The 26753-nt window shown below is 66.3% G+C and carries 24 protein-coding genes; 10 read left to right on the top strand and 14 right to left on the bottom strand.

Going from position 1 to position 26753, the window contains the following annotated elements; translation table 11 throughout:
* Window positions 1-7: 7 nt before the first annotated feature.
* Complete coding sequence (locus PSK12I2_RS0114785) at window positions 8-1087, bottom strand: 3-deoxy-7-phosphoheptulonate synthase (RefSeq protein WP_007160558.1); 1080 nt, start codon at window positions 1085-1087, stop codon at window positions 8-10.
* 165 nt (window positions 1088-1252) lie between these two features.
* On the opposite strand from PSK12I2_RS0114785, the gene PSK12I2_RS0114780 reads away from it, so the two are divergent.
* The 3 genes from PSK12I2_RS0114780 to cysB all read left to right on the top strand — a co-directional run bounded on the left by PSK12I2_RS0114780 (window position 1253) and on the right by cysB (window position 3256).
* Window positions 1253-1579 (top strand): co-chaperone YbbN, encoded by a 327-nt coding sequence (locus PSK12I2_RS0114780; RefSeq protein WP_007160557.1) that lies wholly within the window; start codon window positions 1253-1255, stop codon window positions 1577-1579.
* Window positions 1580-1687: 108 nt separating this feature from the next.
* A complete protein-coding gene (locus PSK12I2_RS0114775) occupies window positions 1688-2170 on the top strand; it encodes a universal stress protein (RefSeq protein ID WP_007160556.1) in 483 nt (160 codons plus the stop codon).
* Window positions 2171-2281: 111 nt separating this feature from the next.
* Entirely contained in the window at window positions 2282-3256 is a 975-nt protein-coding gene (gene cysB / locus PSK12I2_RS0114770; RefSeq protein WP_007160555.1) for an HTH-type transcriptional regulator CysB, read from the top strand.
* Window positions 3257-3499: 243 nt separating this feature from the next.
* Here the strand turns inward: cysB and PSK12I2_RS0114765 are convergent, their stop codons facing one another.
* Complete coding sequence (locus PSK12I2_RS0114765; RefSeq protein WP_007160554.1) at window positions 3500-4423, bottom strand: LysR family transcriptional regulator; 924 nt, start codon at window positions 4421-4423, stop codon at window positions 3500-3502.
* A 102-nt stretch (window positions 4424-4525) separates the two neighbouring features.
* On the opposite strand from PSK12I2_RS0114765, the gene araD1 reads away from it, so the two are divergent.
* On the top strand, window positions 4526-5521 hold the full coding sequence (gene araD1, locus PSK12I2_RS0114760) for an AraD1 family protein (RefSeq protein ID WP_027599002.1): 996 nt from the start codon (window positions 4526-4528) through the stop codon (window positions 5519-5521).
* A 152-nt stretch (window positions 5522-5673) separates the two neighbouring features.
* Entirely contained in the window at window positions 5674-7251 is a 1578-nt protein-coding gene (locus tag PSK12I2_RS0114755) for an aldehyde dehydrogenase (NADP(+)) (protein ID WP_027599001.1), read from the top strand.
* Between the two features lie 248 nt (window positions 7252-7499).
* Here the strand turns inward: PSK12I2_RS0114755 and PSK12I2_RS0114750 are convergent, their stop codons facing one another.
* The 8 genes from PSK12I2_RS0114750 to PSK12I2_RS0114715 form a co-directional block, all read right to left on the bottom strand.
* Complete coding sequence (locus tag PSK12I2_RS0114750) at window positions 7500-8648, bottom strand: aldose epimerase family protein (protein ID WP_027599000.1); 1149 nt, start codon at window positions 8646-8648, stop codon at window positions 7500-7502.
* Between the two features lie 122 nt (window positions 8649-8770).
* Window positions 8771-10510 carry an IlvD/Edd family dehydratase gene (locus PSK12I2_RS0114745; protein WP_007160550.1) on the bottom strand — a complete coding sequence of 580 codons (1740 nt, stop codon included), beginning with the start codon at window positions 10508-10510 and terminating at the stop codon, window positions 8771-8773.
* An 82-nt stretch (window positions 10511-10592) separates the two neighbouring features.
* Window positions 10593-11561: an L-arabinose ABC transporter permease AraH gene (gene araH / locus PSK12I2_RS0114740; RefSeq protein ID WP_027598999.1), complete on the bottom strand. Its 969-nt coding sequence runs from the start codon at window positions 11559-11561 to the stop codon at window positions 10593-10595.
* Window positions 11562-11587: 26 nt separating this feature from the next.
* Window positions 11588-13114: an L-arabinose ABC transporter ATP-binding protein AraG gene (araG, locus tag PSK12I2_RS0114735; protein ID WP_007160548.1), complete on the bottom strand. Its 1527-nt coding sequence runs from the start codon at window positions 13112-13114 to the stop codon at window positions 11588-11590.
* A 59-nt stretch (window positions 13115-13173) separates the two neighbouring features.
* Window positions 13174-14178 (bottom strand): substrate-binding domain-containing protein, encoded by a 1005-nt coding sequence (locus PSK12I2_RS0114730; protein ID WP_007160547.1) that lies wholly within the window; start codon window positions 14176-14178, stop codon window positions 13174-13176.
* 221 nt (window positions 14179-14399) lie between these two features.
* Window positions 14400-15269, bottom strand: coding sequence for an SMP-30/gluconolactonase/LRE family protein (locus PSK12I2_RS0114725; protein ID WP_027598998.1), 870 nt, complete (start codon window positions 15267-15269; stop codon window positions 14400-14402).
* Window positions 15270-15349: 80 nt separating this feature from the next.
* Complete coding sequence (locus PSK12I2_RS0114720) at window positions 15350-16036, bottom strand: FadR/GntR family transcriptional regulator (RefSeq protein WP_007160545.1); 687 nt, start codon at window positions 16034-16036, stop codon at window positions 15350-15352.
* A gap of 29 nt (window positions 16037-16065) precedes the next feature.
* Entirely contained in the window at window positions 16066-16821 is a 756-nt protein-coding gene (locus PSK12I2_RS0114715) for a FadR/GntR family transcriptional regulator (RefSeq protein WP_007160544.1), read from the bottom strand.
* A gap of 268 nt (window positions 16822-17089) precedes the next feature.
* On the opposite strand from PSK12I2_RS0114715, the gene PSK12I2_RS0114710 reads away from it, so the two are divergent.
* A complete protein-coding gene (locus tag PSK12I2_RS0114710; RefSeq protein ID WP_027598997.1) occupies window positions 17090-18400 on the top strand; it encodes an MFS transporter in 1311 nt (436 codons plus the stop codon).
* On the opposite strand, the gene PSK12I2_RS0114705 is transcribed toward PSK12I2_RS0114710, so the two are convergent.
* The 3 genes from PSK12I2_RS0114705 to pabB form a co-directional block, all read right to left on the bottom strand.
* Window positions 18373-19653: an MFS transporter gene (locus PSK12I2_RS0114705; protein ID WP_027598996.1), complete on the bottom strand. Its 1281-nt coding sequence runs from the start codon at window positions 19651-19653 to the stop codon at window positions 18373-18375. The two genes, PSK12I2_RS0114710 and PSK12I2_RS0114705, sit on opposite strands and share 28 nt — an antisense overlap.
* A gap of 61 nt (window positions 19654-19714) precedes the next feature.
* A complete protein-coding gene (locus PSK12I2_RS0114700) occupies window positions 19715-20335 on the bottom strand; it encodes a phosphoadenosine phosphosulfate reductase family protein (protein WP_017641933.1) in 621 nt (206 codons plus the stop codon).
* Window positions 20336-20383: 48 nt separating this feature from the next.
* The gene (pabB, locus tag PSK12I2_RS0114695) at window positions 20384-21727 is read right to left on the bottom strand and encodes an aminodeoxychorismate synthase component I (RefSeq protein WP_027598995.1); all 1344 of its coding nucleotides are present in this window, start codon (window positions 21725-21727) and stop codon (window positions 20384-20386) included.
* Between the two features lie 152 nt (window positions 21728-21879).
* On the opposite strand from pabB, the gene PSK12I2_RS0114690 reads away from it, so the two are divergent.
* The 4 genes from PSK12I2_RS0114690 to prpD all read left to right on the top strand — a co-directional run bounded on the left by PSK12I2_RS0114690 (window position 21880) and on the right by prpD (window position 26287).
* Complete coding sequence (locus PSK12I2_RS0114690; RefSeq protein ID WP_027598994.1) at window positions 21880-22581, top strand: GntR family transcriptional regulator; 702 nt, start codon at window positions 21880-21882, stop codon at window positions 22579-22581.
* A gap of 4 nt (window positions 22582-22585) precedes the next feature.
* The gene (prpB, locus tag PSK12I2_RS0114685; RefSeq protein WP_027598993.1) at window positions 22586-23473 is read left to right on the top strand and encodes a methylisocitrate lyase; all 888 of its coding nucleotides are present in this window, start codon (window positions 22586-22588) and stop codon (window positions 23471-23473) included.
* Between the two features lie 55 nt (window positions 23474-23528).
* Window positions 23529-24656 (top strand): 2-methylcitrate synthase, encoded by a 1128-nt coding sequence (prpC, locus tag PSK12I2_RS0114680; RefSeq protein ID WP_027598992.1) that lies wholly within the window; start codon window positions 23529-23531, stop codon window positions 24654-24656.
* A 146-nt stretch (window positions 24657-24802) separates the two neighbouring features.
* A complete protein-coding gene (gene prpD, locus PSK12I2_RS0114675) occupies window positions 24803-26287 on the top strand; it encodes a 2-methylcitrate dehydratase (RefSeq protein ID WP_027598991.1) in 1485 nt (494 codons plus the stop codon).
* 114 nt (window positions 26288-26401) lie between these two features.
* Here the strand turns inward: prpD and PSK12I2_RS0114670 are convergent, their stop codons facing one another.
* Complete coding sequence (locus PSK12I2_RS0114670; protein ID WP_007160535.1) at window positions 26402-26731, bottom strand: hypothetical protein; 330 nt, start codon at window positions 26729-26731, stop codon at window positions 26402-26404.
* Window positions 26732-26753 lie beyond the last annotated feature (22 nt).

Genomic DNA, 26753 nt, shown 5'->3' with positions numbered 1-26753 from the left:
TGCAGGATCAGCTGCGCGCGCGGCGCGGCAGCACATCCTTGAGCTTGCGGTGCATGTCGAGAATGCTCTTCTCGGTCATGGCCCAGTCGATGCAGGCGTCGGTCACCGAGACGCCATACTGCAGCTGCGACAGATCCGCCGGAATCGGCTGGCTGCCAAAGCCCAGGTGGCTTTCCACCATCAGGCCGACGATGGAGTTGTTGCCTTCGACGATCTGGTTGGCGACGTTGTCCATCACCAGCGGCTGCAGGGCGGCGTCCTTGTTGGAGTTGGCGTGGCTGCAGTCGACCATGATGTTCGGCTTGACCTTGGCCTTGACCAGCGCCTGCTCGCACAGGGTGACGCTGACCGAATCGTAGTTGGGCTTGCCGTTGCCGCCGCGCAGCACCACATGGCCATAGGCGTTGCCCTTGGTCATGACTACGGATACCTGGCCGCGCTGGTCGATACCCAGGAAGCGGTGCGGGCTAGACACCGACTGCAGGGCGTTGATGGCCACGGTCAGGCTGCCGTCGGTGCCGTTCTTGAAGCCGACCGCGGAGGAGAGGCCCGAGGCCATTTCCCGGTGGGTCTGGGATTCGGTCGTACGGGCGCCGATCGCTGACCAGCTGATCAGGTCCTGCAGGTATTGGGGGGAGATGGGGTCCAGCGCCTCGGTGGCGGTGGGCAGACCCTTTTCCGCCAGGTCCAGCAGCAGCTGGCGACCGATGTGCAGGCCGTCCTGGATCTTGAAGGAGTCGTCCAGGTAGGGATCGTTGATCAGGCCCTTCCAGCCCACGGTGGTGCGGGGCTTCTCGAAGTAGACGCGCATGACCAGATAGAGGCTGTCGCTGACCTGGGCGGCCAGCGCCTTGAGGCGCTCGGCGTATTCGTGGGCGGCCTTGATGTCATGGATGGAGCAGGGGCCGATCACCACGAACAGGCGGTGGTCCTTGCCGTCGAGAATGTCGCGGATGACCTGGCGGCCCTGGGCGACGGTGTCGGCGGCGAGATCGCTCAGCGGGATCTCCTGCTTGAGCTGCTCGGGGGTGATGAGCGGCTCGTTGGCTTCGATGTTGAGGTCGTTAAGGCGGGGCTGTGCGGCCATGGTGCTACTCGTCGGTCACGGCGCTGCGACAGGTCAGGGCCCGTGCAGGCAAAATACGATGGAGAGGGTGGGGCACCTTAACGCTTGTCCCGCCCGCTCACAATGGCTACGACGCTATCGACGCGCCCGAAGGCGTGCTTTGGCGATGATCGCGACGAGGAAAGCATGGAATTGGACGATGGGACGGCCGATGCCGTCCTGCTGGCGGCGCCGGGGCGCTCCCTGCTGATCTTTACCAGCGCCGGTTGCGCCTCCTGCCGCCTGGCGCGCCAGGTGCTGCCGACGGCGGCGCTGCCGGTCGAGCGGCTGTACTGGGTGGATGCCGAGCGCAGTGGCGGTCTGGTGCAGCGCTATGGAGTCTTTCATCTGCCGGCGCTGTTCCTGATCGGGGATGGCGACTTCTTCGGCCCGGTGCAGGCGCCCCTGCGCGAGCCGGCCCTGGTGGCGGCGATCCAGGCCGCGGCGGCGCGGGAGCCCGAGGAAATACCCTGAAAGGCCTCTAACGCGCGCTTCGCAGCGCAAATGTCTTTCCCCTGCTACGCTGGAAAGGGCTATCCCGCATTGCACCGGTCAGGTCGCCTGATCTGGCCAGGAGGAATCGTGATCCGCTCGCTGCTCTATGCCACGGACCTGGGCCTATGTTCGTCCTATGTCTTTCAGCATGCCTTGAATCTCGCCCGCATCCATCAGGCCCGGCTGTATGTCGTCCATGTGGTGGAGCCGCTCGGCCTGCTGGCCTCCACGCTGCTGCAACAGCATCCGAATGGTGAATCCCTGGATCGCCTGCGCAATGGCGGTCTGGAGCTGGTACTGGAGACCATCGAGCAGCAGGTGTTCGAGTCGCTGCGCGAGGACCTGCTGGAGACCCCGGCCACCGTGGGTCTGATCCGGGCCGTGCGGGTGGTGCAGGGCGATCCGCCGGCCGCCATTCTCAAGCAGGCCCAGGACTTCGCCGCGGATCTGCTGGTGATCGGCAGTCGCAGCCAGGGCGACGCCCAGGTCGCCCCGCTGGGACGTACCGCCAGCCGCCTGCTGCAGACCGCACGCATCCCGGTGTACCTGGTGCCGCTGCGACAGGGCTGATCCGTAAGCGTCAGCCTTACTTCTCCGCGACTTAATTCGATTTCGGTCTAGAAAAACCTTAAGGCCTGCTTTACTGTTATATGCTTGCGCATGGGTCAGCGAGGAGCCGGCATGAAGCTGCAACAGTTGCGATATATCTGGGAAGTCGCCCACCACGATCTGAACGTTTCCGCCACCGCCCAGAGCCTCTATACCTCGCAGCCTGGCATCAGCAAGCAGATCCGCCTGCTCGAGGACGAATTGGGGGTCGAGGTCTTTGCCCGCAGCGGCAAGCACCTGACCCGGGTGACCCCGGCCGGCGAACGCATCATCCAGACCGCCGGCGAGATCCTGCGCAAGTGCGAGAGCATCAAGCAGATCGCCCAGGAATTCTCCAACGAGCGCAAGGGCACCCTGTCCATCGCCACCACCCACACCCAGGCGCGCTATGCGCTGCCGGACGTGATCAGCGAATTCATCAAGCAGTATCCGGACGTGGCCCTGCACATGCACCAGGGCTCGCCGACCCAGATCGCCGAGATGGCCGCCGACGGCACCGTCGACTTCGCCATCGCCACCGAGGGTCTGGAACGCTTCAACGATCTGGTGATGATGCCCTGCTATCGCTGGAACCGCTGTGTCATCGTGCCCCAGGGTCACCCCCTGGCCAAGGTGGAACACCTGACCCTGGAACACCTGGCGGAACAGCCGCTGGTGACCTACGTCTTCGGCTTCACCGGCCGCTCCAAGCTCGACGAGGCCTTTGCCCGCCAGGGTCTTGAGCCCAACGTGGTGCTGACCGCGGCGGACGCCGACGTCATCAAGACCTATGTCCGCCTCGGCCTGGGCGTGGGCATCGTCGCCGACATGGCGGTGGATCACAAAGCCGATGCCGACCTGGTCTGCCTGGACGCCAGCCACCTCTTCGAAGCCAGCGTGACCAAGATCGGCCTGCGCCGCGGCACCTTCCTGCGCGGCTTCATGTGCGACTTCATCGGCCGCTTCGCGCCGCACCTGACCCGCGATGTCCTCACCGAGGCCATGCAGACGCCCTCGCGGCAGGAGCTGGAGACCCTGTTCCACGGGGTGACGCTGCCGACGTATTGAGGGCTTCCTCTCGCTGAAATCATCGCGGCCGCAGCAGCACGTAGCGTGGAAAACGGCGTAGCCTTTTCCACTGGAGACTGCGCTGAAGGGGACACCCTCACCCCAACCCTCTCCCGAGGGGAGAGGGGGCTATCCGAGCAGGCGTTCAGTCACGTCAGCCTCGGTGAAATCGCAACAAGCCGTCGTGCTTCCATCTGTAGGAGCGGCCGCATCGGCGAACCGCCATGGCCACGATGCGTTACCTCACCCCGCCAACCGCCACTGCTCCAGCAGCAACTGCGCGGCCGCCGACAATCCCGCGCCCTGGCGAACCAGGATCGAATAGGGTTCGTTGCGGGTGCGCTGGACCACGGGCAGGCGGCGCAGCAGGCCGTGTCTTTCGCCGAACTGGGCGATGTCGCTGGGCAGCATGGCCACCTGGTTGGCGTCTTCCTGCAGCAGGCCGAGCAGGGTGAAGGTCGAGGAGGTTTCCACCGGATAGCGGGGAAACTCCAGCTCCGCCGCGCGAAATTCCCGCTCCAGGGTCAGGCGCATGGGCAGGTTGGCCGGATAGACGATCCAGCGGCTGTCGACCAGTTCGGCCAGGCTCAGCGTCTCGGACTCCGCCAGCGGATGGCGGGGATGGCAGACGATCTCCAGCCGCTCTTCGCGCACCTCCAGGCAGTCGTAGGCATCCGGCCGGCGGCTGACGCTGCTGCGGCAGATGGCCAGTTCGATGCGACCGGCGTCGAGCAGGTCGAGCAGGCGCACGCTGGTGTCTTCGATGATCTCGATCCCCAGCTGGGGCTGCGCCGCCCCCAGGCGCGACACCGCGGCGATCAGCCGAGGCACGGCGCCCATGATCACTCCCACCGCCAGCCGACCGCCTTCGCCCTGCAGGATACCGAGCATCTCTTCGCGCAGATGGGCCAGGTCGCTTTCGATCAGCCGCGCATAGCGGATCACGCAGCGGCCCAGGTCATTGGGCTGCAGGCCCTGGTGGGTGCGCAGGAAGAGGGTGGCGCCCAGGGTGCTCTCGATCTCGTGCAGGGCCTTGGTGGCGCCGGGCTGGGAAATGGCGATGCGCTCGGCGGCCTTGTGCAGCGAGCCTTCCTCGTCGAGGGCGATCAGCAGGCGCAGTTGCCGCAGGCGCAGACGGGAGGCGATGGAGCCCAGGGATGGCAGCATGGGAATAACCGTTGGTTATCGCGGGATAGGGAGCTCTCATTAGGCAGGCCCCATGGCGCCGAGTAAAGTCTCCTGCAGGCGATAACCAACAAGGAGAATGCCATGCACCTGATTCAGTTCGAAGACCAGCAGGGCCAGCGCCGCGTCGGCGTGGTCGAGCGCGGTGAAGTCCAGCAGGTCCGCGGCGCGACCAGCACCCGGACCCTGGCGCTGCAGGCCATCCGTGCCGGCGTTTCCCTGGAATCTCATGTGCAGACCCTGGGCCTGGAGCCCGGCCCGGCCTATGCCGAGCTGCTCGAGGCCGGTCGCCTGCTGCCGCCGCTGGACCATGAGGATCCCGCGCACTGCCTGGTCACCGGGACCGGTCTGACCCACCTGGGCAGCGCCGCCACCCGCGACAAGATGCACCAGCAGAACAGCCAGGAGGAGGCCAAGCTGACCGACTCCATGCGCATGTTCAAATGGGGCGTGGAGGGCGGTCGGCCTGCGGCGGGGAGCGCCGGTGCACAGCCGGAATGGTTCTACAAGGGCGACGGCGGCATCCTGGTGCGTCCGGGCGGCGACATCCCGCTGCCGGAATTCGCCGAGGACGCCGGGGAAGAGCCGGAGCTGACCGGTCTCTATGTGATCGGTGACGACGGCAAGCCCTACCGCCTGGGTTATGCGGTGGGCAACGAATTCTCCGACCACGTGATGGAACGCAAGAACTATCTCTACCTGGCCCATTCCAAACTACGCTACTGCAGCTTCGGTCCGGCCTTGCGCACCGGTGAACTGCCGCGTCATCTGGCGGGCACCAGCCGGATCCGTCGCGGCGAGCAGGTGATCTGGGAGAAGGAGTTCCTTTCGGGCGAGGACAACATGTGCCACAGCCTGGAGAACCTCGAGTATCACCACTTCAAGTACGCGCAGTTCCTACGGCCGGGCGATGTCCATGTACATTTCTTCGGCACGGCGACCCTGTCCTTCGCCGATGGGGTGCGGGTCGAGCCGGGCGACAGATTCGAGATCGCGGTGCCGGAATTCGGCGAGCCGCTGAGCAATGGCGTCAAGGCCGGCACGGCAGCTTTCCAGCCCGGGCAAGTCCGTCAGCTCTGATGGTTGTATGATGACTGCTGACTATGCGAATGCTAGAGTGGGTATCGCACAGGCTGGCCCGGCCGCTCGGACACCGAGCGTGCCACCCTTTCGAAGACCTCCCCGTAGCGGGTGGTCTTCCCTGAACCCCTAGGTATAAGGAGTCGAGAACAATGCAGATCCAAGGCAAGAACTACATCGGTGGCGCTCGCAGCGGCGAGGGCGAGGTGCGGGTCTACAGCATCGACGCCACGACCGGCGAACAGCTGCCCTACGAATTCTTCCAGGCGTCCACGGCCGAGGTCGATGCCGCCGCCCGCGCCGCCGAGCAGGCCGCGCCCCTGTACCGCAAGCTGAGCGCCGAAAAACGCGCCACCTTCCTCGATGCCATCGCCGACGAACTGGATGCCCTGGGCGACGACTTCGTCCAGCTGGTCTGCCAGGAAACCGCGCTGCCGGCAGGCCGCATTCAGGGTGAGCGCGGCCGTACCAGCGGCCAGATGCGCCTGTTCGCCAAGGTGCTGCGCCGGGGCGACTTCCACGGTGCGCGCATCGACACCGCGCTGCCCGAGCGCAAGCCGCTGCCGCGTCCTGACCTGCGCCAGTACCGTATCGGCCTGGGTCCGGTGGCCGTGTTCGGCGCCAGCAATTTCCCGCTGGCCTTCTCCACCGCCGGTGGCGACACCGCCGCGGCCCTGGCCGCTGGTTGCCCGGTGGTGTTCAAGGCCCACAGCGGCCACATGGTCACCGCCGAATACGTGGCCGACGCCATCATTCGCGCCGCCGATAAGACCGGCATGCCCAAGGGCGTGTTCAACATGATCTATGGCGGTGGCGTAGGCGAGCAGCTGGTCAAGCACCCGGCCATCCAGGCGGTGGGCTTCACCGGCTCCCTGCGCGGCGGTCGCGCCCTGTGCGACATGGCCGCGGCCCGTCCGCAGCCGATCCCGGTGTTCGCCGAGATGTCCAGCATCAACCCGGTGGTGGTCCTGCCCGAGGCGCTCAAGGCCCGTGGCGACGCCATCACCGGCGAACTCGCGGCCTCCGTGGTTCTGGGTTGCGGTCAGTTCTGCACCAATCCGGGTCTGGTCATTGGCCTGCGTTCGCCCGAATTCAGCGCCTTCCTCGAGCGCCTGGCCGGTGCCATGAACGAGCAGGCGCCCCAGACCATGCTCAATCCGGGCACCCTGAAGAGCTACGAGAAGGGCGTCGCGGCGCTGCTGGCTCATTCCGGCGTGCAACACCTGGCCGGTGCCAGCCAGGAAGGCAACCAGGCGCGTCCGCAGCTGTTCAAGGCTGACGTGAGCCTGCTGCTGGAAAACGACGAGTTGCTGCAGGAAGAAGTCTTCGGCCCCACCACCGTGGTGGTCGAGGTGGCCGACGAGGCCCAGCTGCACCAGGCGCTGCAAGGCCTGCATGGCCAGCTGACCGCCACCCTGCTGGCCGAGCCGGCCGATCTGCAACGTTTCGAGGCCATCATCGGCTTGCTGGAGCAGAAAGCCGGGCGCCTGTTGCTCAACGGCTATCCCACCGGTGTGGAAGTCTGTGACGCCATGGTCCACGGCGGTCCCTATCCGGCGACCTCCGATGCTCGCGGCACCTCGGTCGGCACCCTGGCGATCGACCGCTTCCTGCGCCCGGTCTGCTACCAGAACTATCCGGACGCCTTCCTCCCGGAAGCCCTGCAGAACGCCAACCCGCTGGGCATCCAGCGCCTGGTGAACGGCGAGAACACCAAGGCCGCGATCTGATCGCGCGGTCCTGAGTGGTTGAGAACCCGGCGTCGCGAGACGCCGGGTTTTTTATTGGGTGGTGGAAGGGGGGTGGCAGGACAGTGGAAAAGGCTGCGCCGTTTTCCATGCTACTGAAGAGCTATGCGCGCGTGCCGGAACAACCCCCTCTCCCTCCGGGAGAGGGTTGGGGTGAGGGAAGCCGCATGCACAATCCCCAAAGAAGAAGGCCGCTCCCGGGAGCGGCCTTGCGTGCATCGGCAATCGCCTTACTTGGCGGCGAACTTGAAGATGGTCGTCTGGGTGTAGGTCTGGCCGGGGTCCAGGCGGGTGGTGGGGAAGTTCGGCTGGTTGGGGGCGTCCGGGTAATGCTGGGTTTCCAGGGTGAAGGCACCCCAGTGGCCGTAGGTCTTGCCGGCCTTGCCCTTGATGTTTCCTTCCAGGAAGTTGCCGGTATAGAACTGCACGCCCGGTTCGGTGGTGTAGAGGGTCAGGGTGCGGCCGGAGCCCGGATCGGTTACCACGGCGGCGGCCTTCTGCAGATCGCCCGCGGTGTTGAGCACCCAGTTGAAGTCATAGCCACCCTGCTTGGGTTCGGCGTACTTCAGCTGCTGGTTGTCGTCGGCGATGTGCTTGCCGATGGCGGTCGGCTTGCGGAAGTCCAGGGGCGTGCCGGCCACGGGCGGCAATTCGCCGGTGGGAATCAGCTTGGCGGTCACCGGCGTGTATGTGTCGGCATTGAGCATCGCCACCTGCTTGAGCACGGTGCCACTGCCGGCGCCCGCCAGGTTGAAGTAGCTGTGGTTGGTCAGGTTGAGCACCGTCGGCTTGTCGGTGGTGGCGCGGTACTTGAGGGTCAGCTGGTTGTGTTCGTCCAGCTGGTAGGTCACCTGGGTGGTCAGGGTGCCGGGAAAGCCCATCTCGCCATCGGGGGAGACATAGCTCAGGGTCACGCCGACCCAGCCGTCGCCCTTGGCCGGCTCGGCCTTCCACACCTTGGTGTTGAAGCCCTGGGGACCGCCGTGCAGGGCGTTGGTCTTGTCGTTCTGGGGGATCTGGTAGCTCTTGCCGTCGAGGCTGAAACGACCGTCGGCGATGCGGTTGCCGAAGCGGCCGATGGTGGCGCCAAAGAATACCGTGGGGTTGTCGAGATAACCCTGGACGTCATCGAAGCCCAAGACCACGTCTTCGCTGTGGCCCTTGCGGTCGGGTACCTTGAGCGCCTGCAGCACGCCGCCGTAGGTGATGACGGTGGCCTGCATGCCGTGGCTGTTGGTCAGGACGAACTTCTCGATGGGGGTGCCATCGGGCAGCTTGCCAAAGCTCGACTGCTGGCTGCTGAGGCCGGCCGCCTGGGCGGTAAGGGTGCTGATCATGAGTGACAGTCCAAGTCCGGTGAGGGCTAACGTGCGTTTCATCTCGACCACCTTTTCGGTTTGTTGTTGTGCAAGGGTGGGTCAGGCGACCCGGAATCCGGAGGAGGGGCGGTAAAGCCTCCTCACCCCAACCCTCTCCCGAGGGGAGAGGGGGTAGAAGCGGATCAATGGGAGTGGCGGGGCACCTCGGCGCCGCGGCAGCCGACCAGGAAGTCGAAGTCGCAGCCTTCGTCGGCCTGCAGCACATGGTTGACGTAGAGGCGGCGATAACCGCCGGCCAGCAGCTGATCGGCCGGCGGTTGCCAGTCGGCCAGGCGCGCGGCCAGTTCTTCGTCGGGGATATCCAGGTGCAGGCGCCCGGAGGCGCAGTCCAGTTCGATCATGTCGCCTTCGCGCACCACCGCCAGCGGGCCGCCGGCCGAGGCCTCGGGTGCCACGTGCAGCACCACGGTGCCGTAGGCGGTGCCGCTCATGCGGGCGTCGGAGATGCGCACCATGTCGGTGATACCCTTGGCCAGCAGCTTGGGCGGTAGACCCATGTTGCCCACCTCGGCCATGCCCGGGTAACCCTTGGGCCCGCAGTTCTTCAGCACCATCACGCAGGTCTCGTCGATGTCCAGATCCGGGTCGACGATGCGCGCCTTGTAGTCTTCCAGGTTCTCGAACACCACTGCGCGACCGCGATGCTGCATGAGCGCCGGGGTCGCGGCCGAGGGCTTGAGCACCGCGCCCTTGGGCGCCAGGTTGCCGCGCAGCACGCAGATGCCGCCATCGGCGCGCAGCGGGTTGTCCAGGGCGCGGATGACCTCGTCGTCGCCGTAGATGGGGGCCTCGGCGCAGTTCGCCCAGATCGTCTTGCCGTTGGCGGTCAGGGCCTCGGGATGGGGCAGCAGATTGGCTTCACCCATGCGGCGGATCACCGCCGGCAGGCCGCCGGAATAATAGAACTCCTCCATCAGGAAGCGCCCGGAGGGCTGCAGATCGACGATGGTGGGGGTGCCGCGACCGACCCGGGTCCAGTCGTCCAGCTCCAGGTCCACGCCGATACGGCCGGCGATGGCCTTGAGGTGGATCACCGCGTTGGTGGAACCGCCGATGGCGGCGTTGACGCGGATGGCGTTCTCGAAGGCTTCCTTGGTAAGGATCTTCGACAGCCGCAGGTCTTCTTCCACCATCTCGACGATGCGCATGCCGGACAGGTGGGCCAGCACGTAGCGCCGCGAATCCACCGCCGGAATGGCGGCGTTGTGCGGCAGCGAGGTGCCCAGGGCCTCGGCCATGCAGGCCATGGTGGAGGCGGTGCCCATGGTGTTGCAGGTCCCGGCCGAACGCGACATCCCGGCTTCGGCGGAGAGGAATTCGTTGAGGTCGATGGCGCCCGCCTTGTAGGCCTCGTGCATCTGCCAGACGATGGTGCCGGCGCCGATGTCGCGGCCGTGGTGCTTGCCGTTGAGCATGGGGCCACCGGTGACGACGATGGCCGGCACGTCGCAGCTGGCGGCGCCCATCAGCAGCGCCGGCGTGGTCTTGTCGCAGCCGGTGAGCAGCACCACGGCGTCCACCGGGTTGCCGCGGATGGCCTCTTCCACGTCCATGCTGGCCAGGTTGCGGGTCAGCATGGCGGTGGGTCTGAGGTTGGATTCGCCGTTGGAGAACACCGGGAATTCCACCGGGAAGCCGCCGGCTTCGTAGATGCCGCGCTTGACGTGTTCGGCGATCTTCCGGAAGTGGGCGTTGCAGGGGGTCAGCTCGGACCAGGTGTTGCAGATGCCGATGACGGGCTTGCCCTGGAATTCATGGTCCGGGATGCCCTGGTTCTTCATCCAGCTGCGGTACATGAAGCCGTTCTTGTCGTTGCTGCCAAACCACTGGGCGGAGCGGAGCGGGCGTTTGGGCGTGGTCATTGTTTGGTCCTCGGGCATTTCACGGGCAAAGCGGTCCCCGGCACGGCGCGCCTGGCGCCGCGGGGGAGGGCAGAGTCAAGGTTTAGCGCTGCTTGAAGCGGTCGATGACCACGGCCAGCAGCAGGATGGTTCCGCGGATGACGTACTGATAGAAGGTGTCGATGTTCTTCAGGTTCATGGCGTTCTCGATGATCGCCAGGATCAGCACGCCGGCGATCACGTGGCGGATCATGCCGATGCCGCCGGCCAGGGAAACCCCGCCCAGCACGCAGGCGGAGATCACCGTGAGTTCGAAGCCCTGGCCGATCATCGGCTGGCCGGAGGTCATGCGCGAGGCCAGCACCACGCCGGCCAGCGCGCCGATCACCCCGTGCATGGCGAAGATGATGATCTTGGTGCGGTCGACGTGGACGCCGGCCAGCAGCGCGGCTTCCTCGTTGCCGCCGATGGCCATGGTGTTGCGGCCGAAGGTGGTGTAGTTGAGCAGCCAGCCAAAGAACAGGATGCACAGCAGGGTGATGACGATGGGCACCGGCAGGCCGAACAGCTGGCCGTTGCCGAACACGAAGAACTGCTCCTGGGAGACGCCCACGGCCTTGCCGTCGGAGAAGATGTAGCCCAGGCCGCGCACGATCTGCATGGTCGCCAGCGTGGTGATCAGGGCGTTGATCTTGAGCTTGGCGATCACCAGGCCGTTGATCAAACCCACCACCAGACCCATGGCCAGGGCGGCGGCGACGCCGAGAAAGACGCTGTCGAATTCGCGCATCACCACCGCGGCGACCACCCCGGCACAGGCGATGACCGACCCCACCGAGAGGTCGAAGTGGCCGGAGGCCAGGCAGAACAGCATGGTGCAGGCGGCGATGCCCACCGTGGAGATCGCCAGACCCAGACCGCGCATGTTCAGCGGCGAGAGGAAGTTCTGCACGAACAGCGCGCAGAGGGTGAAGATGACGACGGCGGCCAGCATCATGGCCCAGTCGTCGAGGAAGCGGCGGGTGTCGAAACCGCGGCGCGGCGGGGTCAGGCTGTGGGGTTGGGCGGACATGGACGTGACCTCTTTTCTTGTTTTCATCAGGCCCGGGTACGGGGCAGGGCGAGCTGCAGCAGGCGCTCGTCGTTGAACTCGGCGCGGGCCACCTCGCCGGTGATGGCGCCTTCGCTCATCACCAGGATGCGATCGGCCACGCCCATGACTTCCATCAGGTCGCTGGACACCACCACCACGGCGATGCCGCGGGCGGCGAGGTCATGGATGATGGCGTAGATCTCCGACTTGGCGCCCACGTCGATGCCGCGGGTGGGTTCGTCGAGCAGCAGCACCTGCATGGGCATCGACAGCCAGCGCCCGAGGATGGCCTTCTGCTGGTTGCCGCCGGAGAGATTCTTGATCTTCTGCCCGGCGTGGGGCGTCTTCACGTTCAGCGCGCGAATCTGCTTTTCGGCGTTGGCCTTTTCCCAGCGACCCTGGATCAGGCAGCCGAGGCTGGCGTGGTGGGCGCGGGCGCTGATGTTGATGTTCTCGGCCACGCTGGCCAGGGGCACGATGCCTTCCTTCTTGCGATCTTCCGGGCACAGCAGGATGCCGGCGGCGATGGCGTCACGCGGCGACTTCAGGCTGACCGGGGCGCCCTTGAGACTCAGGCTGCCGGCCTTGTGCTTTTCCAGCCCCGCCAGCAGGCGCAAGAGCTCGGTGCGACCGGCACCGACCAGGCCGAACAGGCCGAGGATCTCGCCCTGGCAGACCTCGAAACCCACCGGTTGCTGCAGGCCCTGGCCGAGCAGGCCCTCGACCTTGAGGCAGCCACCGCCGATTTCGCGCGGGCGGTAGTCGTAGATGTCGGCGAGATCGCGGCCGACCATCAGGGTGATCAGCTGGTCGGGGGTGATGTCGGCAAGGCGCTCGATGGTGCGCACGTGGCGGCCGTCCTTGAACACCGTGACCGCGTCGCAGATGCGGAAGACTTCTTCCATGCGGTGAGAGACATAGAGCACCACCCGGCCTTCGTCGCGCAGTCGGGCGATGATGGTCATCAGCCGATCGGTCTCGCGGGCGGACAGCGAGCTGGTCGGCTCGTCGAAGGCGATGACGCGGGCGCCCCGGGAGAGCGCCTTGGCGATCTCCACCAGCTGGCGCTGACCGAGCGACAGGCGCCCGACCTTGGTGTTGGGGTCGATCTCTTCGGCCAGGCCCTTGAGCAGGTCCAGGGCCTGGCGGCGCAGGTGGCCGCGATTGACGATGCCATAGCGCGCCGGCAGGTGCCCGAGAAAGAGATTTTCGGCGACGGTCATTTCCGGCACCAGCTGCAGCTCCTGCTGGATCACGGCGACGCCGGCGCGGATGGCTTCGGCGGTGCTCTTGAACACCAGCTCCTGGCCGTCGATGTTGAGGTGGCCGGTGGTGGGGGCGTGGTAGCCGCTGAGGATCTTCAGCAGGGTCGACTTGCCGGCGCCGTTCTCGCCCATGAGGGCGTGCACCGAGCCGGGACGCACGTTGAAGGAGATGTCGGCGAGCGCCTTGACGCCGGGAAAGGTCTTGCCGATGCCGACGAAACCGAGGCTGTCGGCGCTCTGGGCGGTGGTTTGTTCCAGGGCTGCCATGGGGCACTCCTGTCAGACGAAAGAGGAGGGCGGCGCCAGCAGAGGCGCCGCCGGGGTCATCACTTCCAGAGGCCGATCTTTTCCAGCTCCTGCTGGAAATTGGCGCGAGTGATGAGGGTGACCTTGTCCATCGCGGTGTACTTGGGCGGTTCCTTACCGGTGGTCACCCATTCGTACATCATGCTGGCGGTCTGGTAGCCCTCTTCGTGGGGGCTGGGCAGCATGGAGCCGAAGAAGCCGCTGTTGGGTTTCTTCAGTTCGCCGATGGCGTCGGTGCCGTTGATGCCGATGCCGATCACCTGCTCGGCCTTGAAGCCGGCGCTTTCGGTGGCGCGGACGCCGCCCAGCACGGTGTTGTCGTTCATGCCGCCGATGATCAGATGCTTGGCGCCCGAGGGCAGCTTGACCAGCGCGGAGGTGGTGGAGTCCATGCTGCCAGGCACGTCCAGGGTCTTCTGCGGCGCGAAGATGATGTGATCGGCGGGCAGACCGGCCTTCTTCAGGGCTTCCACCGAACCGTCGGTGCGCTTCTTGCCGGTGTCCAGCTCGTTGTAGGTGTTGATCACCGCATAGGTGTCATCCCACTTCCAGCCACGCTTCTCGGCTTCGGCGGCCATGGCGGCGCCCTGCTGCTGGCCGACCTCGAAGGCGGCCATGCCCAGGTAGGGCACGTCTTCCATGAACTTGCCCTTGGCGTCAACGAAGCGGTCGTCCACGGCCATGACCTTGAGGTCGTTGAGCTTGGCCTTGGCCACGATGGCCGGGCCGAGGGAGACGTCGGGCGGGCAGATCACGAAGCCCTTGGCGCCGTTGGCGGCCAGGCTGTCGATGGCGGCGAGGGTCTTCTCGCCATCCGGCACGGCGATCTTGAGCAGGGTGAAGCCCTTGTCCTTGGCGGCTTTCTCGGCGAAGGCCCACTCGGTCTGGAACCAGGGTTCCTCGGGTTGCTTGACCAGGAAACCGATCTTGACCGGATCGGCAGCGAAAGCGGAGAGAGACAGGCTGACGGCACCGGCGGCGAGGGCGGCACGCAGCAGAGAACGAACTCCCGGAACACGGAACATAGCTGGAACTCCTTGTTTTTATTGGTGTGGCCAGGCAATGCGAGGCGGCGGGCTGCCGTCGTGGAGGTCAGACGACACCGCTCTTCATTGATATTATGATTGGATGGATGCGGGTGCAAGGAAAAGGTGACGAGATTTTTCGTCACCTCTGTCACCAAGCTGTTACATAGGGGCTGGAACGGAAAGGCGCCTCGGAGGGGCGCCTGGGTCGGTAGGATGAATCAGCCAGCGAACCTGTGGCAGGGCATGCCGGCTACCGGTACGGTCGCCTTGAGCAGGGCGCCGTCGAGGGCGCCATCGGCGGCGGCGCTGGTGACGTACAGGGTGCGCAGATCCGGTCCGCCGAAGACGCAGCTGGTGGGGCGCTGGACGGGCAGTTCGACGATCTCCAGCAGCTCGCCCTCCGGCGAGAAGCGCAGCAGGCAGTTGCCATCCCAGCGCGCATTCCATACGCAGCCCTCGCTGTCGATGGCCGAGCCGTCCGGCGAGCCGCGCTCGTGGGGGCCGGCCCAGACGGTGGGGGTCCCCAGGTTGCCATTGGCATCCAGCGGATAGCGATAGAGGGTGTCCTTGAGGGTATCGGCGCTGATGACGTGGTTGTCCGCCGCGCTCCAGACCAGGGTGTTGGCGATGCCGAGATCGCTGGCGTGACGACTGACGCTGCCGTCCGGATCGATGCGGAACAGCCCGCCCGAGTGGCGGTCGATGTCCACGTCGCCACCCTGGGCATCGAGATTGTTCTGCATGGTGCCCAGCCAGAGTCGCCCCTGGGCATCGCAGCGGGCTTCGTTGCCGCGATTGCCCGGATCGGGATCGGCGACGCAGAAGAGTTCCAGGGCGGGACGGTCCGGTGGCGAATCCAGGTCAAGACGGAAGACGCCGTCTGGCAGGGTTACCAGGGCGTCGCCGCGCACCGTGGGCACGAAGGCGGAACAGGGCCGATCCAGTTGCCATTCCTGATAGTGCTCGCCGCTTAGGCGGCAGGCCTTGAAGCCGGCGATGTCAACCCAGTAGAGCGCCTGGGTCTCCTGGTCCCAGAAGGGGCCCTCGGCCAGTTTGAAGCGCTGGGGAAGCAGCAGCTGCCAATCCATCGTTCACCTCTCTTGTTGTGGCAGTACGGGAAGTCCAGGCATGGGAACCTGCAGCGACGCCAAGGTTGCCGACCGAAACGTCAGTCCGTATAGCGCGCCAGGGTCACCGCCGCGCTGTCGATCAGCATCATGCAGGCCCAGACGGCGCGCGCCGCATCGCGCGAGGCGATGCCGTCGGCGAGGGTCTTGTGCAGGGGGAGGGTACGTCGCAATTCGGCGGGATCGGCCGACGACAGGGTAAAGGAGGCCGCCAGCAGGGCGCCCAGGGCGGGCACCATCTGCTCGATGAACTGATTGTGGCTGGCCGCCAGGACGCACTCGTGGAAACGCTGGTCGGCGGTGTTGTAGTCGCCGCCCTCGAGGGAGGCTTCCAGATGCTGGTAGGCGACCTGGATCGCCTGCACCTGCTCAGGGGTGGCTCTTTCGCAGGCCCAGCGGACCGCCGCCGGCTCGATGGCGTGGCGCAGATCCAGCAAGTCCTTGACGAAATGGGCAGGCAGACCGCCCGTGGCCAGCCAGCCCACCACCTGGGTATCGAACAGATTCCAGCGACTCAGCGGCAGGACCCGGGTACCGACCTTGGGGCCGACTTCCAGCATGCCCTTGGCCGCCAGGGTCTTGATCGCTTCGCGCAGGATGGTGCGGCTGACGCCCAGCTCCTGGCAGAGATCCGCCTCTACCTTGAGGGCGCTACCGGGCGGAAATTGCCCGGCCGCGAGGCGCTGGCCGAGTTGTTCTACGGTAGAGGCATGGTAGCTGCTGGACATGAGGGCATACCGCGAGTGGGTTCTTGCCCTCAATGATCATACGAAATTTCACCTTCAGACAAGGGCTGCGGCCGGAAGGCCTCGGCGACCATGTCATTGACACCGGCCAGCTGGGCGATGGCGGCGTGGCGAGCGGTCAGCGGGTCGCGGTGCTGGATGGCGGTGAGGATCGCCTTGTGCCGGGAGACCAGCAGGTTGAGGCTGTCGCCGGCGGCGAACAGCGCCGAGGAGCGTTCCAGGTAGTCCCGCACCGGCAGCAACATGATGCTGTAGAGGTGAGTCAGCAATTCGTTGTGGGTGGCCGTGGCGATGGACAGGTGAAAGGCCATGTCCGGTTCGGCCATGTTGGCGATGTCCACGGCCTGCTCCATCCGCTCGTAGGCGTCTTCGATGGCCTTCACGTCTTCGGGCTGGGCATTGGCAGCCGCCATGGCGGCGACCTCCGGCTCGATGATGTTGCGCACCTTGACCAGGGTCTCGTAGAAGCTGTGCCGCGAATCGCTCTCCAGCAGCCAATGCAGGACGTCGGGATCGAGCAGATGCCACTCGTTGCGTGGTTTGACCACGGTTCCGACCTTGGGCTTGGACCTGACCAGGCCCTTGGCCACGAGCACCCGGGTAGCCTCACGCAGGACAGGGCGGCTCACTTGGTACTCTTCGCACAGCTGCGCCTCGGGGGGCAGGCGCTGGTCTGGCAGAAAGTGTCCAGACACGATCTGGGTACCGAGCTCATGAACGATGCGAGCGTGTCTGCTTTTGCGCGGCAGCGGTGTCTTGTAATTCATCGAAAGGCATCCGAAGTCGTCGTGCCATCACTATAACACCATCAGCGCGATAACCGATCTTATCGTGGGCCAGGCGGCTCTGTAATGGGGATCAGCGGAAAGCAAGAGGTAAGATTTCCTACTTCGTAACATTATTTTAATAGTACCAAATTTACCTTAAGTGCCGATTAATGGCGGCTTATGGCTATTTAACGTCTCAATGATATTACGTTAGACTTTAGGGCGATCTGCGCTTCAACCGCACAAAAACAACAAGTCGGAGAACGCCATGCACCCCGAATCCGTCCTCATTCGCCGGATCACGCACAAGCTGATTCCCTTTCTCGTCCTGCTCTATCTGGTCGCCTACATCGACCGCTCTGCCGTGGGCTTCGCCAAGCTGCACATGGGCGCCGACGTCGGCATCGGCGACGCCGCCTACGGCCTCGGTGCCGGCCTGTTCTTTATCGGTTACTTCCTCTTCGAAGTACCCAGCAATCTGCTGCTGGAGCGCTTCGGTGCCCGGCGCTGGTTCGCCCGCATCCTGATCACCTGGGGCGCCATCACCATGGGCATGGCCTTCGTCCAGGGCCCCACCAGCTTCTATGTCATGCGCTTCCTGCTGGGGGTGGCCGAGGCCGGCTTCTTTCCCGGGGTGCTCTACTACCTCACCCAGTGGTTCCCGGTGCGTCACCGCGGCAAGATCATGGGGCTGTTCATCCTCTCCCAACCCATCGCCATGCTGGTGACGGGGCCGCTGTCGGGCATGCTGCTGCAACTGGATGGCGCGCTCGGCCTGCACGGCTGGCAGTGGCTGTTCCTTTGCATCGGCGCGCCGGCGGTGCTGCTGGCCTGGCCGACCCTGACCCGGCTGCCGGATGGTCCGCAACAGGTCGCCTGGCTGAATGCCGAGGAAAAGCGCTGGCTGGCCACGGAGCTGGAAAAGGACCTGCACCTCTTCGACCAGACCCGCCATGGCAACCCCCTGCATGCGCTCAAGGACCGCCGGGTGCTGCTGCTGGCGCTCTACTATCTGCCGGTGACCTTGAGCATCTATGGCCTGGGGCTGTGGCTGCCGACGCTGATCCACCAGTTCGGCGGCAGCGATCTCACCACCGGCTTCATCTCGGCGATCCCCTATGCCTTCGGCATTCTCGGCCTGCTCATCGTGCCGCGCAGTTCGGATCGCCTGGGCGATCGCTACGGTCACCTGGCGGTGCTCTATGCCGTTGGCGCCCTGGCCATGGCCGGCAGCGCCTGGTTCGGCACCGCCGTGCTGCAACTGGCGGCGCTGTCGGTCGTGGCCTTCTGCCTGTTTTCCCTTACCGCGCTGTTCTGGACCCTGCCCGGACGCTTCTTCGCCGGGGCCAGTGCCGCCGCCGGCATCGCCCTGATCAATTCGGTGGGCAACCTCGGCGGCTATCTCGGCCCCTATGGCATCGGCGCGCTCAAGGCGGCGACCGGGACCCTGGCCTCGGGTCTCTATCTGCTGGCCGCGGTGCTGGTGTTTGGCCTCCTGCTGACCGGCATCGTCTACACCCGCCTGGAGCGCAAGAACCGTCGGGAAGAGGGTTACGCCGCGGAGCGTTGCGCCGGCTGACGCCCCGGGCAGGTCTCGGCGGCGAACCAGGCGGCGCCGAGGCAGACCAGATTGGCCACCAGCAGATAGCCGGCCGGCGCCATGCGATCCCCGGTGGCGCCGATCAGCCAGGTCACCACGATCTGGGCGGTGCCGCCGAAGGCCGCCACCCCCAGCGCATAGACCAGCGAGAAGCCGGTGGCCCGCACCCGCTGCGGAAAGCTTTCCACCAGGAGCACGATCAGGGCGGCGCCGCTCATGCCGTGCAGGCCGGAGAGCACGGCCAGGGTCAGCAGGAAGGTGCCCGGGCCGGGTGCCTGGGTGATGAGCTCCAGCGCCGGATAGAGCAGCACCAGCAACAGCAGCCGCGGCAGGATCAGCACGATGCGCCGGCCATAGCGATCGCTGAGCACCCCGCCCAGGATCGAGCAGACCGCCATGGCCGCGCCCATCACCAGGGTGGCGAGCATGGCGATTCCGGCCGGCAGCTTGAGCTCCACCAGGGCGAAGGTGGTCATGTAGTTGAGGAAATACTGGGTGATGGTGCTGCCGGAGAGGATCAGCAGCCCCAGCAGCAGTGGCCGCCGCTGGGTGGCCAGCACCTCGCCCAGCACCGCGCCGGTGCCCCGGGTTTCACCGACGTGGGTATCCACCAGGCCGCGACGGATATAGAGACCGATGGGCAGGATCGCCAGGCCGAGCAGGAAGGGCAGACGCCAGCCCCAGGCCAGCAGTTGCTCCGGTGTCAGCCAGAGGGTCAGGCCATAGCCGATCAGGCCGGCCGCCACCGCGGCCAGGCCCTGGGCCACCACCTGCCAGCAGGCGTAGGTGCCCCTCTTGTGCAGCGGCGCCGCTTCCAGGATGTAGGTGGTGGCCGGGCCGGCTTCGCCACCCCAGGCCAGGCCCTGCAACAGCCGCGTCAGCACCAGCAGGATGGGGGCGGCGATGCCGATCTGCTCGTAGCCCGGCAGCACGGCGATGCCGCCGGTGCCCAGGGCCATCAGCACCATGGTCAGCAGCATCGCCGGCTTGCGCCCGACCCGATCGGCCCAGGCGCCGATGAGGATGGCGCCCAGCGGGCGGACGACGAAGCCGACGCCAAAGGTGATGACGCTGGCCATGAGGCTGGCGAAGGCGTTCTGCGAGGGAAAGAACACCTGGCCGATCAGCACGGCGAAGGTGGCGTAGACGCCGAAGTCGAAGAACTCCACGGCGTTGCCGAGCACCACGGCAAAGACGCCCTTGCGGGAGTGGATGGGGCGGGAAGCGGTCATGGGCGAGCTATCAGCAGGAGCAGGGCGCGCGCCCGGGAGCGGACGCGCGAAAGGCACGGACTCAGTGGGCGAGGTGCAGGCCGCACTCGCGGTTCTCGTCACCCTTGGTGGGATCGAAGTAGTCGAACTCGTTGGGCAGGTCGTGGGCGGTGAGGTACTGGTAGAGATCCTTGGAGGTCCAGTGCAGCAGCGGCGCGACCTTGATCAGGCCGTCCGGATTGACGCTGACCGGGTCCATCTGGGCGCGCACCGCGGTATCGGTGGCGCGCAGGGCGGTGAACCAGACCTCGGGCGCCGTCTCGCGCAGGGCGCGGGCGAAGGGTTCCAGCTTGACCTCTTCGGTGAAGGCGGCGTGGCGCGGATCGTCCAGCCCGGGTACCGGGCCGTCGATGGCCTCGCGGTGGGCGCGCGAGCGCTTGGGCAGGTACGTCACCAGGTTGAGATTCAGCTTGCGCACGATCTCGTCGGCGCAACGGTAGGTGGCGGGGGTGTTGTAGCCACTGTCCATCCAGACCACCGGGATGTCCGGCTTGACCTGGCTGACCAGGTGCAGGATCACCGCCTCGAAGGGGCGGAAGTTGGTGGTGACGATGGCGCTCTTGCCCAGGCCCAGGGCCCAGGCGACGAGCTTTTCGGGATCGCGACCGAGGTCGGCGTTGATGCGGGCGAGATCGAGAGACATGGCGGACTCCAGCCGGGTAAGGGATGAGGCCATGGTAGCAAAGCCGGATCAGCTGTGGGCTGCCAGCGTCTCCAGCAGCACTCGCACCTTGGCCAGGGACTCGGCGTATTCGTCGGCCCAGTGGGAATCCATGACGATGCCGCCGCCGCCCCAGCAGCTGAGCACGCCGTCTTCGGCGAGCAGGCTGCGGATCAGGATGGAGCTGTCGCTCTCGCCGCGCACGTCCAGATAGAGCAGCGAGCCGCAGTAGGGGCCGCGGCGGGTCTCTTCAAGTTCGTCGATGATCTGCATGGCGCGGATCTTCGGCGCCCCGGTGATGGAGCCACCGGGAAAGCTGCCGGCCAGGAGATCCAGGGCGTCCAGCCCTGCGGCCAGTTCGCCGGTGACGGCGCTGACCAGGTGGTGGACGTTGGGATAGCTCTCCAGGGCGAACAACTCGGGCACCCGTACCGAGCCGATCCGGCAGCTGCGCCCCAGGTCGTTGCGCAGCAGGTCGACGATCATCAGATTTTCGGCGCGATCCTTGGTGCTGGCCAGCAGGGTGTTGGCCTCGGCGGCATCGGCGGCCGGATCGGCGCGGCGCGGACGGGTACCCTTGATCGGTCGCGTTTCTACCTGACCGCGGCTGACCCGCAGAAAGCGCTCCGGTGAATGGCTGAGCAGGGCGCCCCTGTCCAGCGCCAGATAGCCGGAGAAGGGCGTCGGGCAGGCCGCGCGTAGCGCCTGGTAGGCGGTCCAGGGCGAACCCTGGAAGGGCGCGCGAAAGCGCTGGGCGAAGTTGACCTGGTAGCAATCGCCGGCGGCGATATAGGCCTGGATGGCCTCGATGCGCTGGCGATAGGTGGACTCGTCGATATCGGCGACGAAGGGGGCGGTCAGCCGGAAGCCTTCGGCCTCGGGCGCCGCCCCGGCGTCGAACAGGGCGATCAGTCGCTGGCGTTCCCCTGCGTCCAGCGCCGGATGGCAGACCAGCTGGCTGGTCCGCGCCTGGTGATCGCTGATCAGGGCCCAGGCATAGAGGCCCAGGCGGCTATCGGGCAGTTGCAGATCGGCGTGGGCGCCGTCTGGCAGCCGTTCCAAGCGCCGGCCGAAGTCGTAGCCGAGATAGCCCAGCAGGCCACCGGCGAAGGGCAGCGCCACCTCGTCCGGCAATTCCGCCCGGCCCAGTTTGACCAAGGCGGTACGCGCCCGGGCGAAGAAAGCGCGGCCATCTTCGTCGGCTGCCGGTTGCAGCACCGCCAGCGGCCAGGCCGCCATGAGGTCGTAGCGCCCGCGCTCGGCCACCGGCCGCCCGGAATCCAGCAGCACCGCGCCGGGCTCGCCCTGCAGCAGAGCGAAACGCGCCGTGGGATCGGCATGGTAGGGCAGGGGATGCAGGTGGCAGAGGGGCATGGCGAGGTCGGCTGGGAGGGCGGCGCGCTAGTGTAGCGAACCGCCTCTGGCGGAGCGAGATACAGGCTGTCACAGCTGGATTGTCGACAAAGATTGACTGGAAAGGCGTTCAGGCGTAGTTATTCAGCCCATAAACACAAAAGGTGTCGACAATGATCGATAGCCCCCTCCAGGCCGAAGCGCCCGAGACCGACAGTGGGACCCTCTCCGAGCAGGTGTTCCGCCGGATCCGCGAGGCCATCGTCCGCGGTGACGTGGCGCCGGGCAGCAAGATTTCCGAGCCCGAGCTGGCGCGCACCTATGGCATCAGCCGCGGGCCGCTGCGCGAAGCCATCCATCGTCTGGAAGGCCAGCGCCTGGTGGTGCGGGTGCCCCATGCCGGCGCCCGGGTCGCCGCCCTGAGCCTGGCCGAACTGGTCGAACTCTACGAAATCCGCGAATCCCTCGAAGGCATGGCCTGCCGCCTGGCGGCCGAGCGGCTCACGCCCCAGGGCATCGACGAATTGCGCCAGCTGCTGGATACCCACGAACGCGATCCGGCGTTCCAGGCCGGCACCGGCTACTACCTGCAGGAAGGCGACCACGACTTCCACTACCGCATCATCCAGGCCAGCGGCAACGGCATGCTGGTGCGGCTGCTCTGCGGCGAGCTCTATCACCTGGTGCGCATGTACCGACTCAAGGTCTCGGCCACCCCCAATCGTCCGCGCCAGGCCTTCGCCGAGCACCACCGCATCCTCGATGCCCTGGCCGAGGGCGACGGCGAACTGGCCGAGCTGCTGATGCGCCGCCACATCGCCGCTTCCAAGCGCAATCTGCAGCACCATCCCCTAGTCCAAGCTCAGTCGAGGTAACGCCATGCCTGCCGTCAGTCCCGGCCAGAAATTCCGCGCCGCCGTCGCCGCCGAACGCCCGCTGCAGGTGGTCGGCACCCTCAACGCCAATCATGCGCTGCTGGCCAAGCGCGCCGGCTTCCAGGCCATCTACCTGTCCGGCGGCGGGGTCGCGGCCGGCTCCCTGGGGCTGCCGGACCTGGGCATCAGCGGCCTGGAAGACGTGCTGATCGACGTCCGCCGCATCACCGATGTCTGCGACCTGCCGCTGCTGGTGGACGTCGACACCGGCTTCGGCGCCTCGGCCTTCAACGTGGCCCGCACCACCCGTGCCCTGATCAAGGCCGGCGCGGCGGCCATGCACATCGAGGATCAGGTCGGCGCCAAGCGCTGTGGTCATCGGCCGGGCAAGGAGATCGTCAGCCAGCAGGAGATGGTCGACCGCATCAAGGCCGCGGTGGATGCCCGCACCGATGCGGACTTCGTCATCATGGCGCGCACCGACGCCCTGGCGGTGGAAGGCCTGCAGGCCGCCATCGATCGCGCCTGCGCCTGCGTCGAGGCCGGCGCCGACATGATCTTCCCCGAGGCCATAACCGAATTGCCCATGTACCGCCAATTCGCCCAGGCGGTGAAGGTGCCGATCCTGGCCAACATCACCGAATTCGGCGCCACGCCGCTGTTCACCACCGAGGAGCTGGCCGGTGCCGATGTCGGCCTGGTGCTCTACCCATTGTCGGCCTTCCGCGCGGCCAATCGCGCCGCCGAAAACGTCTATACGGCGATCCGCCGCGATGGCAGCCAGCAGGCGGTGGTCGACACCATGCAGACCCGCGCCGAACTCTATGACCGCATCGACTATCACCGCTACGAGGACCAGCTGGATCGCCTGTTCCAACAACAGAAACACTGACGCTCCACCCTGAACGCCCGCTTTTTCGCACAACAACTCCAAGAGGAGCGAGACGATGGCAGACAGTAAAACCCTCGGCGGCGCCGGCCTGCGTGGCCAGGTCGCCGGCCGGACCGCGCTTTGCACCGTCGGCAAGACCGGCGCCGGCCTCACCTACCGGGGCTACGACATCCGTGAGTTGGCCGCCGGGGCCGACTTCGAGGAAGTCGCCCACCTGCTGCTCTATGGCGAGCTGCCGACGCAAGCGCAACTGGACGCCTATCGCCAGCGCCTGGCGGCCCTGCGCGACCTGCCGCAGCCGCTCAAGGAAGGCCTGGAGCGCATCCCCGCCAGCGCCCACCCCATGGACGTGATGCGTACCGGCGCCTCCCTGCTGGGCACCCTGGAGCCGGAGCACAGCTTCGCCGACCAGCAGCAGGTGGCCGATCGCCTGCTCGGCGCCTTTCCGGCGATCCTGCTCTACTGGCACCACTTCAGCCAGAGCGGCACCCGCATCGACTGCAGCAGCGATGCCCCGGACATCGCCAGCCACTTCCTCACCCTGCTGCACGGCAAGGCGCCCAGCGAGTTGCATGCCCGGGTGATGAACGTCTCGCTGATCCTCTATGCCGAGCACGAATTCAACGCCTCCACCTTTACCGCCCGCGTCTGCGCCTCGACGCTGTCGGATCTCTATTCCTGCGTCACCGGCGCCATCGGCTCCCTGCGCGGCCCGCTGCATGGCGGCGCCAACGAGGCGGCCATGGCGTTGATCGAGCGCTTCGCCTCGCCCGAGGAGGCGGTCAGCGGCCTCAAGCAGATGCTAGAACGCAAGGAAAAGGTGATGGGCTTCGGCCACGCCATCTACCGCGACAGCGATCCGCGCAACGAGGTGATCAAGGACTACGCCCGGCAATTGGCGGCAGAGGTGGGAGACAGCGTGCTGTTCCCGGTCTCGGAAGCCATCGACCGCACCATGAAGGAAGAGAAGGGGCTGTTTCCCAACGCCGACTTCTACCACGCCTCGGCCTACCACTTCCTCGGCATCCCGACGCCGCTGTTCACCCCGATCTTCGTCTGCTCGCGGACGGCCGGCTGGTGCGCCCACGTCTTCGAGCAGCGCGCCGACAACCGCATCATCCGCCCCAGTGCGGACTACATCGGCGTCGAGCAGCGGGCCTTCACGCCCATCGCCAATCGTTAATCGTTTGATCGCGGCCATGGGCCGCTCCTACAAGGGCGGGAGCGTCCTGTAGGAGCGGCCCATGGCCGCGATGAACCTAACCCCGTACAGCGGCCGCATCGGCAGACCGCCATGACCGCGATAAGACGCTATATAAAGGAACCTCCATGAGCGCCAACGTCGATCTCAACAACCGACCCGATTACGACCAGGTCATCCAGGACCTGGCCGACTATGTGCTGACCTACCAGGTCACCTCCCGCGAGGCCCTGGACACCGCCCGCAACTGCTTGATGGACACCCTCGGCTGCGGCCTGCTGTCCCTGCGTTTCCCCGAGTGCACCAAACTGCTCGGCCCCCAGGTGGAGGGCACCCTGGTACCCCAGGGCGCGCGGGTGCCGGGCACCAGCTATCGCCTGGACCCGGTCAAGGCGGCCTGGGACATCGGCTGCATCATTCGCTGGCTGGACTACAACGACACCTGGCTGGCCGCCGAGTGGGGCCATCCCTCCGACAACCTCGGCGCCATCCTGGCGGTGGCCGACCACCTCTCCCAGCGCCGCGTGGCCCAGGGCGAAGCGCCCCTGACCATGCGCGAGGTGCTGGAGGCCATGGTCATGGCCCACGAGATCCAGGGCGTCTTCGCCCTGGAGAACTCCTTCAACCGAGTCGGCCTGGACCACGTCTTCCTGGTCAAGCTGGCCTCCACCGCGGTCAGCGCCAAGCTGATGGGCGCCAACCGCGAGCAACTGCTGGCGGCGCTGTCCCACGCCTTCGTCGATGGCCAGGCGCTGCGCACCTATCGCCATGCACCCAATGCCGGCAGCCGCAAGTCCTGGGCCGCCGGTGATGCCTCGAGCCGTGGTGTACGCCTGGCCGACATCGCCCTGCGTGGGGAGATGGGTATCCCGGGCGTGCTCAGCGCGCCCCAGTGGGGCTTCTACGACGTGCTGTTCAGTCACACCAACAAGGATCTCGCCACCAAGCCGGCGGACCAGCGTCAGTTCAGCTTTCCCCAGGGCTTCGGCAGCTACGTGATGGAAAACGTGCTGTTCAAGATCAGCTTCCCGGCGGAATTCCATGCCCAGACCGCCGCCGAAGCCGCGGTGATCCTGCACCCCCAGGTGCGCGACCGCGTCGACCAGATCGAGAAGATCGTGGTGACCACCCACGAATCGGCCATCCGTATCATCTCCAAGCAGGGCCCCATGGCCAACTCTGCTGACCGCGACCACTGCCTGCAGTACATGATCGCCGTGCCGCTGCTGTTCGGCGACCTGGTCGCCGAGCACTATGAGGACGCCTTCCACCAGGCGCATCCGCGCATCGATCAGCTGCGCGAGAAGATGGAGATCGTCGAGGACGAGCGCTACAGCCGCGAATACCTGGAAGCCGACAAGAGATCCATCGCCAATGCCCTCCAGGTGTTCTTCACCGATGGCAGCAGCACCGAGAAGATCGCCGTGGAATATCCCATCGGCCATCGCCGGCGCCGCGAAGAGGGCATTCCGCTGCTGGAGCGCAAATTCCAGAGCAACCTGGCCACGCGCTTCCCGGCCGGTCGCTGCGCCCAGATCTTCGCGCTGTGCAAGGATCAGGCAGGCCTGGAAGCCACCCCGGTGCATCGCTTCGTGGACCTGTTCGTGCTGTAAATGGAAGAGGCGACTCGCTCGATCCGGGAGGGCCATCCAGGATCAGGCGAGTCGCCTCGAAGGTGGGGCAGGGCGCGGCGGGTGGTCAGCTACCCGTCGCGCCCTTTTTCATGGCTAGCAGTAGCGATCCACGTAGGCCGGCTGCTGCTGCCGACCGGCCAGGCGCCAGTGCTCCTGCAGGGCGGTGTGGACGCTTCGGATGAAGTTGTCGTCCGCCGCTGCCGACTTGCCGACGTAGCCGCCGCCCTTGTTGTAGGTTTTGAAGCGGATGCGCAGGCTGGGATGGCGCTCCTCGAATTGCTCGGGCGTCTCGCCGCCGGGCAGGCGGTCGACGTGCACCGCGCCGCTCTCGCAGACCCAGAGGATGTGGTTGTGGTTCTTGTCCTTGAGCCGGCCGAAGAGTTGCTTGAGATCGTCCAGGCTGGGGTTGTCGTTCAGGTTCATGAGCGTGTCCTCCGCAGTGGCC

The sequence above is a fragment of the Pseudomonas sp. MOIL14HWK12:I2 genome, from assembly GCF_000510745.1.
Taxonomy (GTDB): domain Bacteria; phylum Pseudomonadota; class Gammaproteobacteria; order Pseudomonadales; family Pseudomonadaceae; genus Chryseomonas; species Chryseomonas oryzihabitans.
This window is presented reverse-complemented; position numbering and strand designations above follow the sequence as displayed.

Excerpts from the sequence above, each read along its gene's own strand:
- PSK12I2_RS0114785 (WP_007160558.1), bottom strand. The coding sequence starts at position 1,087 with ATGGCCGCACAGCCCCGCCTTAACGACCTCAACATCGAAGCCAACGAG.
- PSK12I2_RS0114780 (WP_007160557.1), top strand. The coding sequence starts at position 1,253 with ATGGAATTGGACGATGGGACGGCCGATGCCGTCCTGCTGGCGGCGCCG.
- cysB (WP_007160555.1), top strand. The coding sequence starts at position 2,282 with ATGAAGCTGCAACAGTTGCGATATATCTGGGAAGTCGCCCACCACGAT.
- PSK12I2_RS0114765 (WP_007160554.1), bottom strand. The coding sequence starts at position 4,423 with ATGCTGCCATCCCTGGGCTCCATCGCCTCCCGTCTGCGCCTGCGGCAA.
- araD1 (WP_027599002.1), top strand. The coding sequence starts at position 4,526 with ATGCACCTGATTCAGTTCGAAGACCAGCAGGGCCAGCGCCGCGTCGGC.
- PSK12I2_RS0114755 (WP_027599001.1), top strand. The coding sequence starts at position 5,674 with ATGCAGATCCAAGGCAAGAACTACATCGGTGGCGCTCGCAGCGGCGAG.
- PSK12I2_RS0114750 (WP_027599000.1), bottom strand. The coding sequence starts at position 8,648 with ATGAAACGCACGTTAGCCCTCACCGGACTTGGACTGTCACTCATGATC.
- PSK12I2_RS0114745 (WP_007160550.1), bottom strand. The coding sequence starts at position 10,510 with ATGACCACGCCCAAACGCCCGCTCCGCTCCGCCCAGTGGTTTGGCAGC.
- araH (WP_027598999.1), bottom strand. The coding sequence starts at position 11,561 with ATGTCCGCCCAACCCCACAGCCTGACCCCGCCGCGCCGCGGTTTCGAC.
- araG (WP_007160548.1), bottom strand. The coding sequence starts at position 13,114 with ATGGCAGCCCTGGAACAAACCACCGCCCAGAGCGCCGACAGCCTCGGT.
- PSK12I2_RS0114730 (WP_007160547.1), bottom strand. The coding sequence starts at position 14,178 with ATGTTCCGTGTTCCGGGAGTTCGTTCTCTGCTGCGTGCCGCCCTCGCC.
- PSK12I2_RS0114725 (WP_027598998.1), bottom strand. The coding sequence starts at position 15,269 with ATGGATTGGCAGCTGCTGCTTCCCCAGCGCTTCAAACTGGCCGAGGGC.
- PSK12I2_RS0114720 (WP_007160545.1), bottom strand. The coding sequence starts at position 16,036 with ATGTCCAGCAGCTACCATGCCTCTACCGTAGAACAACTCGGCCAGCGC.
- PSK12I2_RS0114715 (WP_007160544.1), bottom strand. The coding sequence starts at position 16,821 with ATGAATTACAAGACACCGCTGCCGCGCAAAAGCAGACACGCTCGCATC.
- PSK12I2_RS0114710 (WP_027598997.1), top strand. The coding sequence starts at position 17,090 with ATGCACCCCGAATCCGTCCTCATTCGCCGGATCACGCACAAGCTGATT.
- PSK12I2_RS0114705 (WP_027598996.1), bottom strand. The coding sequence starts at position 19,653 with ATGACCGCTTCCCGCCCCATCCACTCCCGCAAGGGCGTCTTTGCCGTG.
- PSK12I2_RS0114700 (WP_017641933.1), bottom strand. The coding sequence starts at position 20,335 with ATGTCTCTCGATCTCGCCCGCATCAACGCCGACCTCGGTCGCGATCCC.
- pabB (WP_027598995.1), bottom strand. The coding sequence starts at position 21,727 with ATGCCCCTCTGCCACCTGCATCCCCTGCCCTACCATGCCGATCCCACG.
- PSK12I2_RS0114690 (WP_027598994.1), top strand. The coding sequence starts at position 21,880 with ATGATCGATAGCCCCCTCCAGGCCGAAGCGCCCGAGACCGACAGTGGG.
- prpB (WP_027598993.1), top strand. The coding sequence starts at position 22,586 with ATGCCTGCCGTCAGTCCCGGCCAGAAATTCCGCGCCGCCGTCGCCGCC.
- prpC (WP_027598992.1), top strand. The coding sequence starts at position 23,529 with ATGGCAGACAGTAAAACCCTCGGCGGCGCCGGCCTGCGTGGCCAGGTC.
- prpD (WP_027598991.1), top strand. The coding sequence starts at position 24,803 with ATGAGCGCCAACGTCGATCTCAACAACCGACCCGATTACGACCAGGTC.
- PSK12I2_RS0114670 (WP_007160535.1), bottom strand. The coding sequence starts at position 26,731 with ATGAACCTGAACGACAACCCCAGCCTGGACGATCTCAAGCAACTCTTC.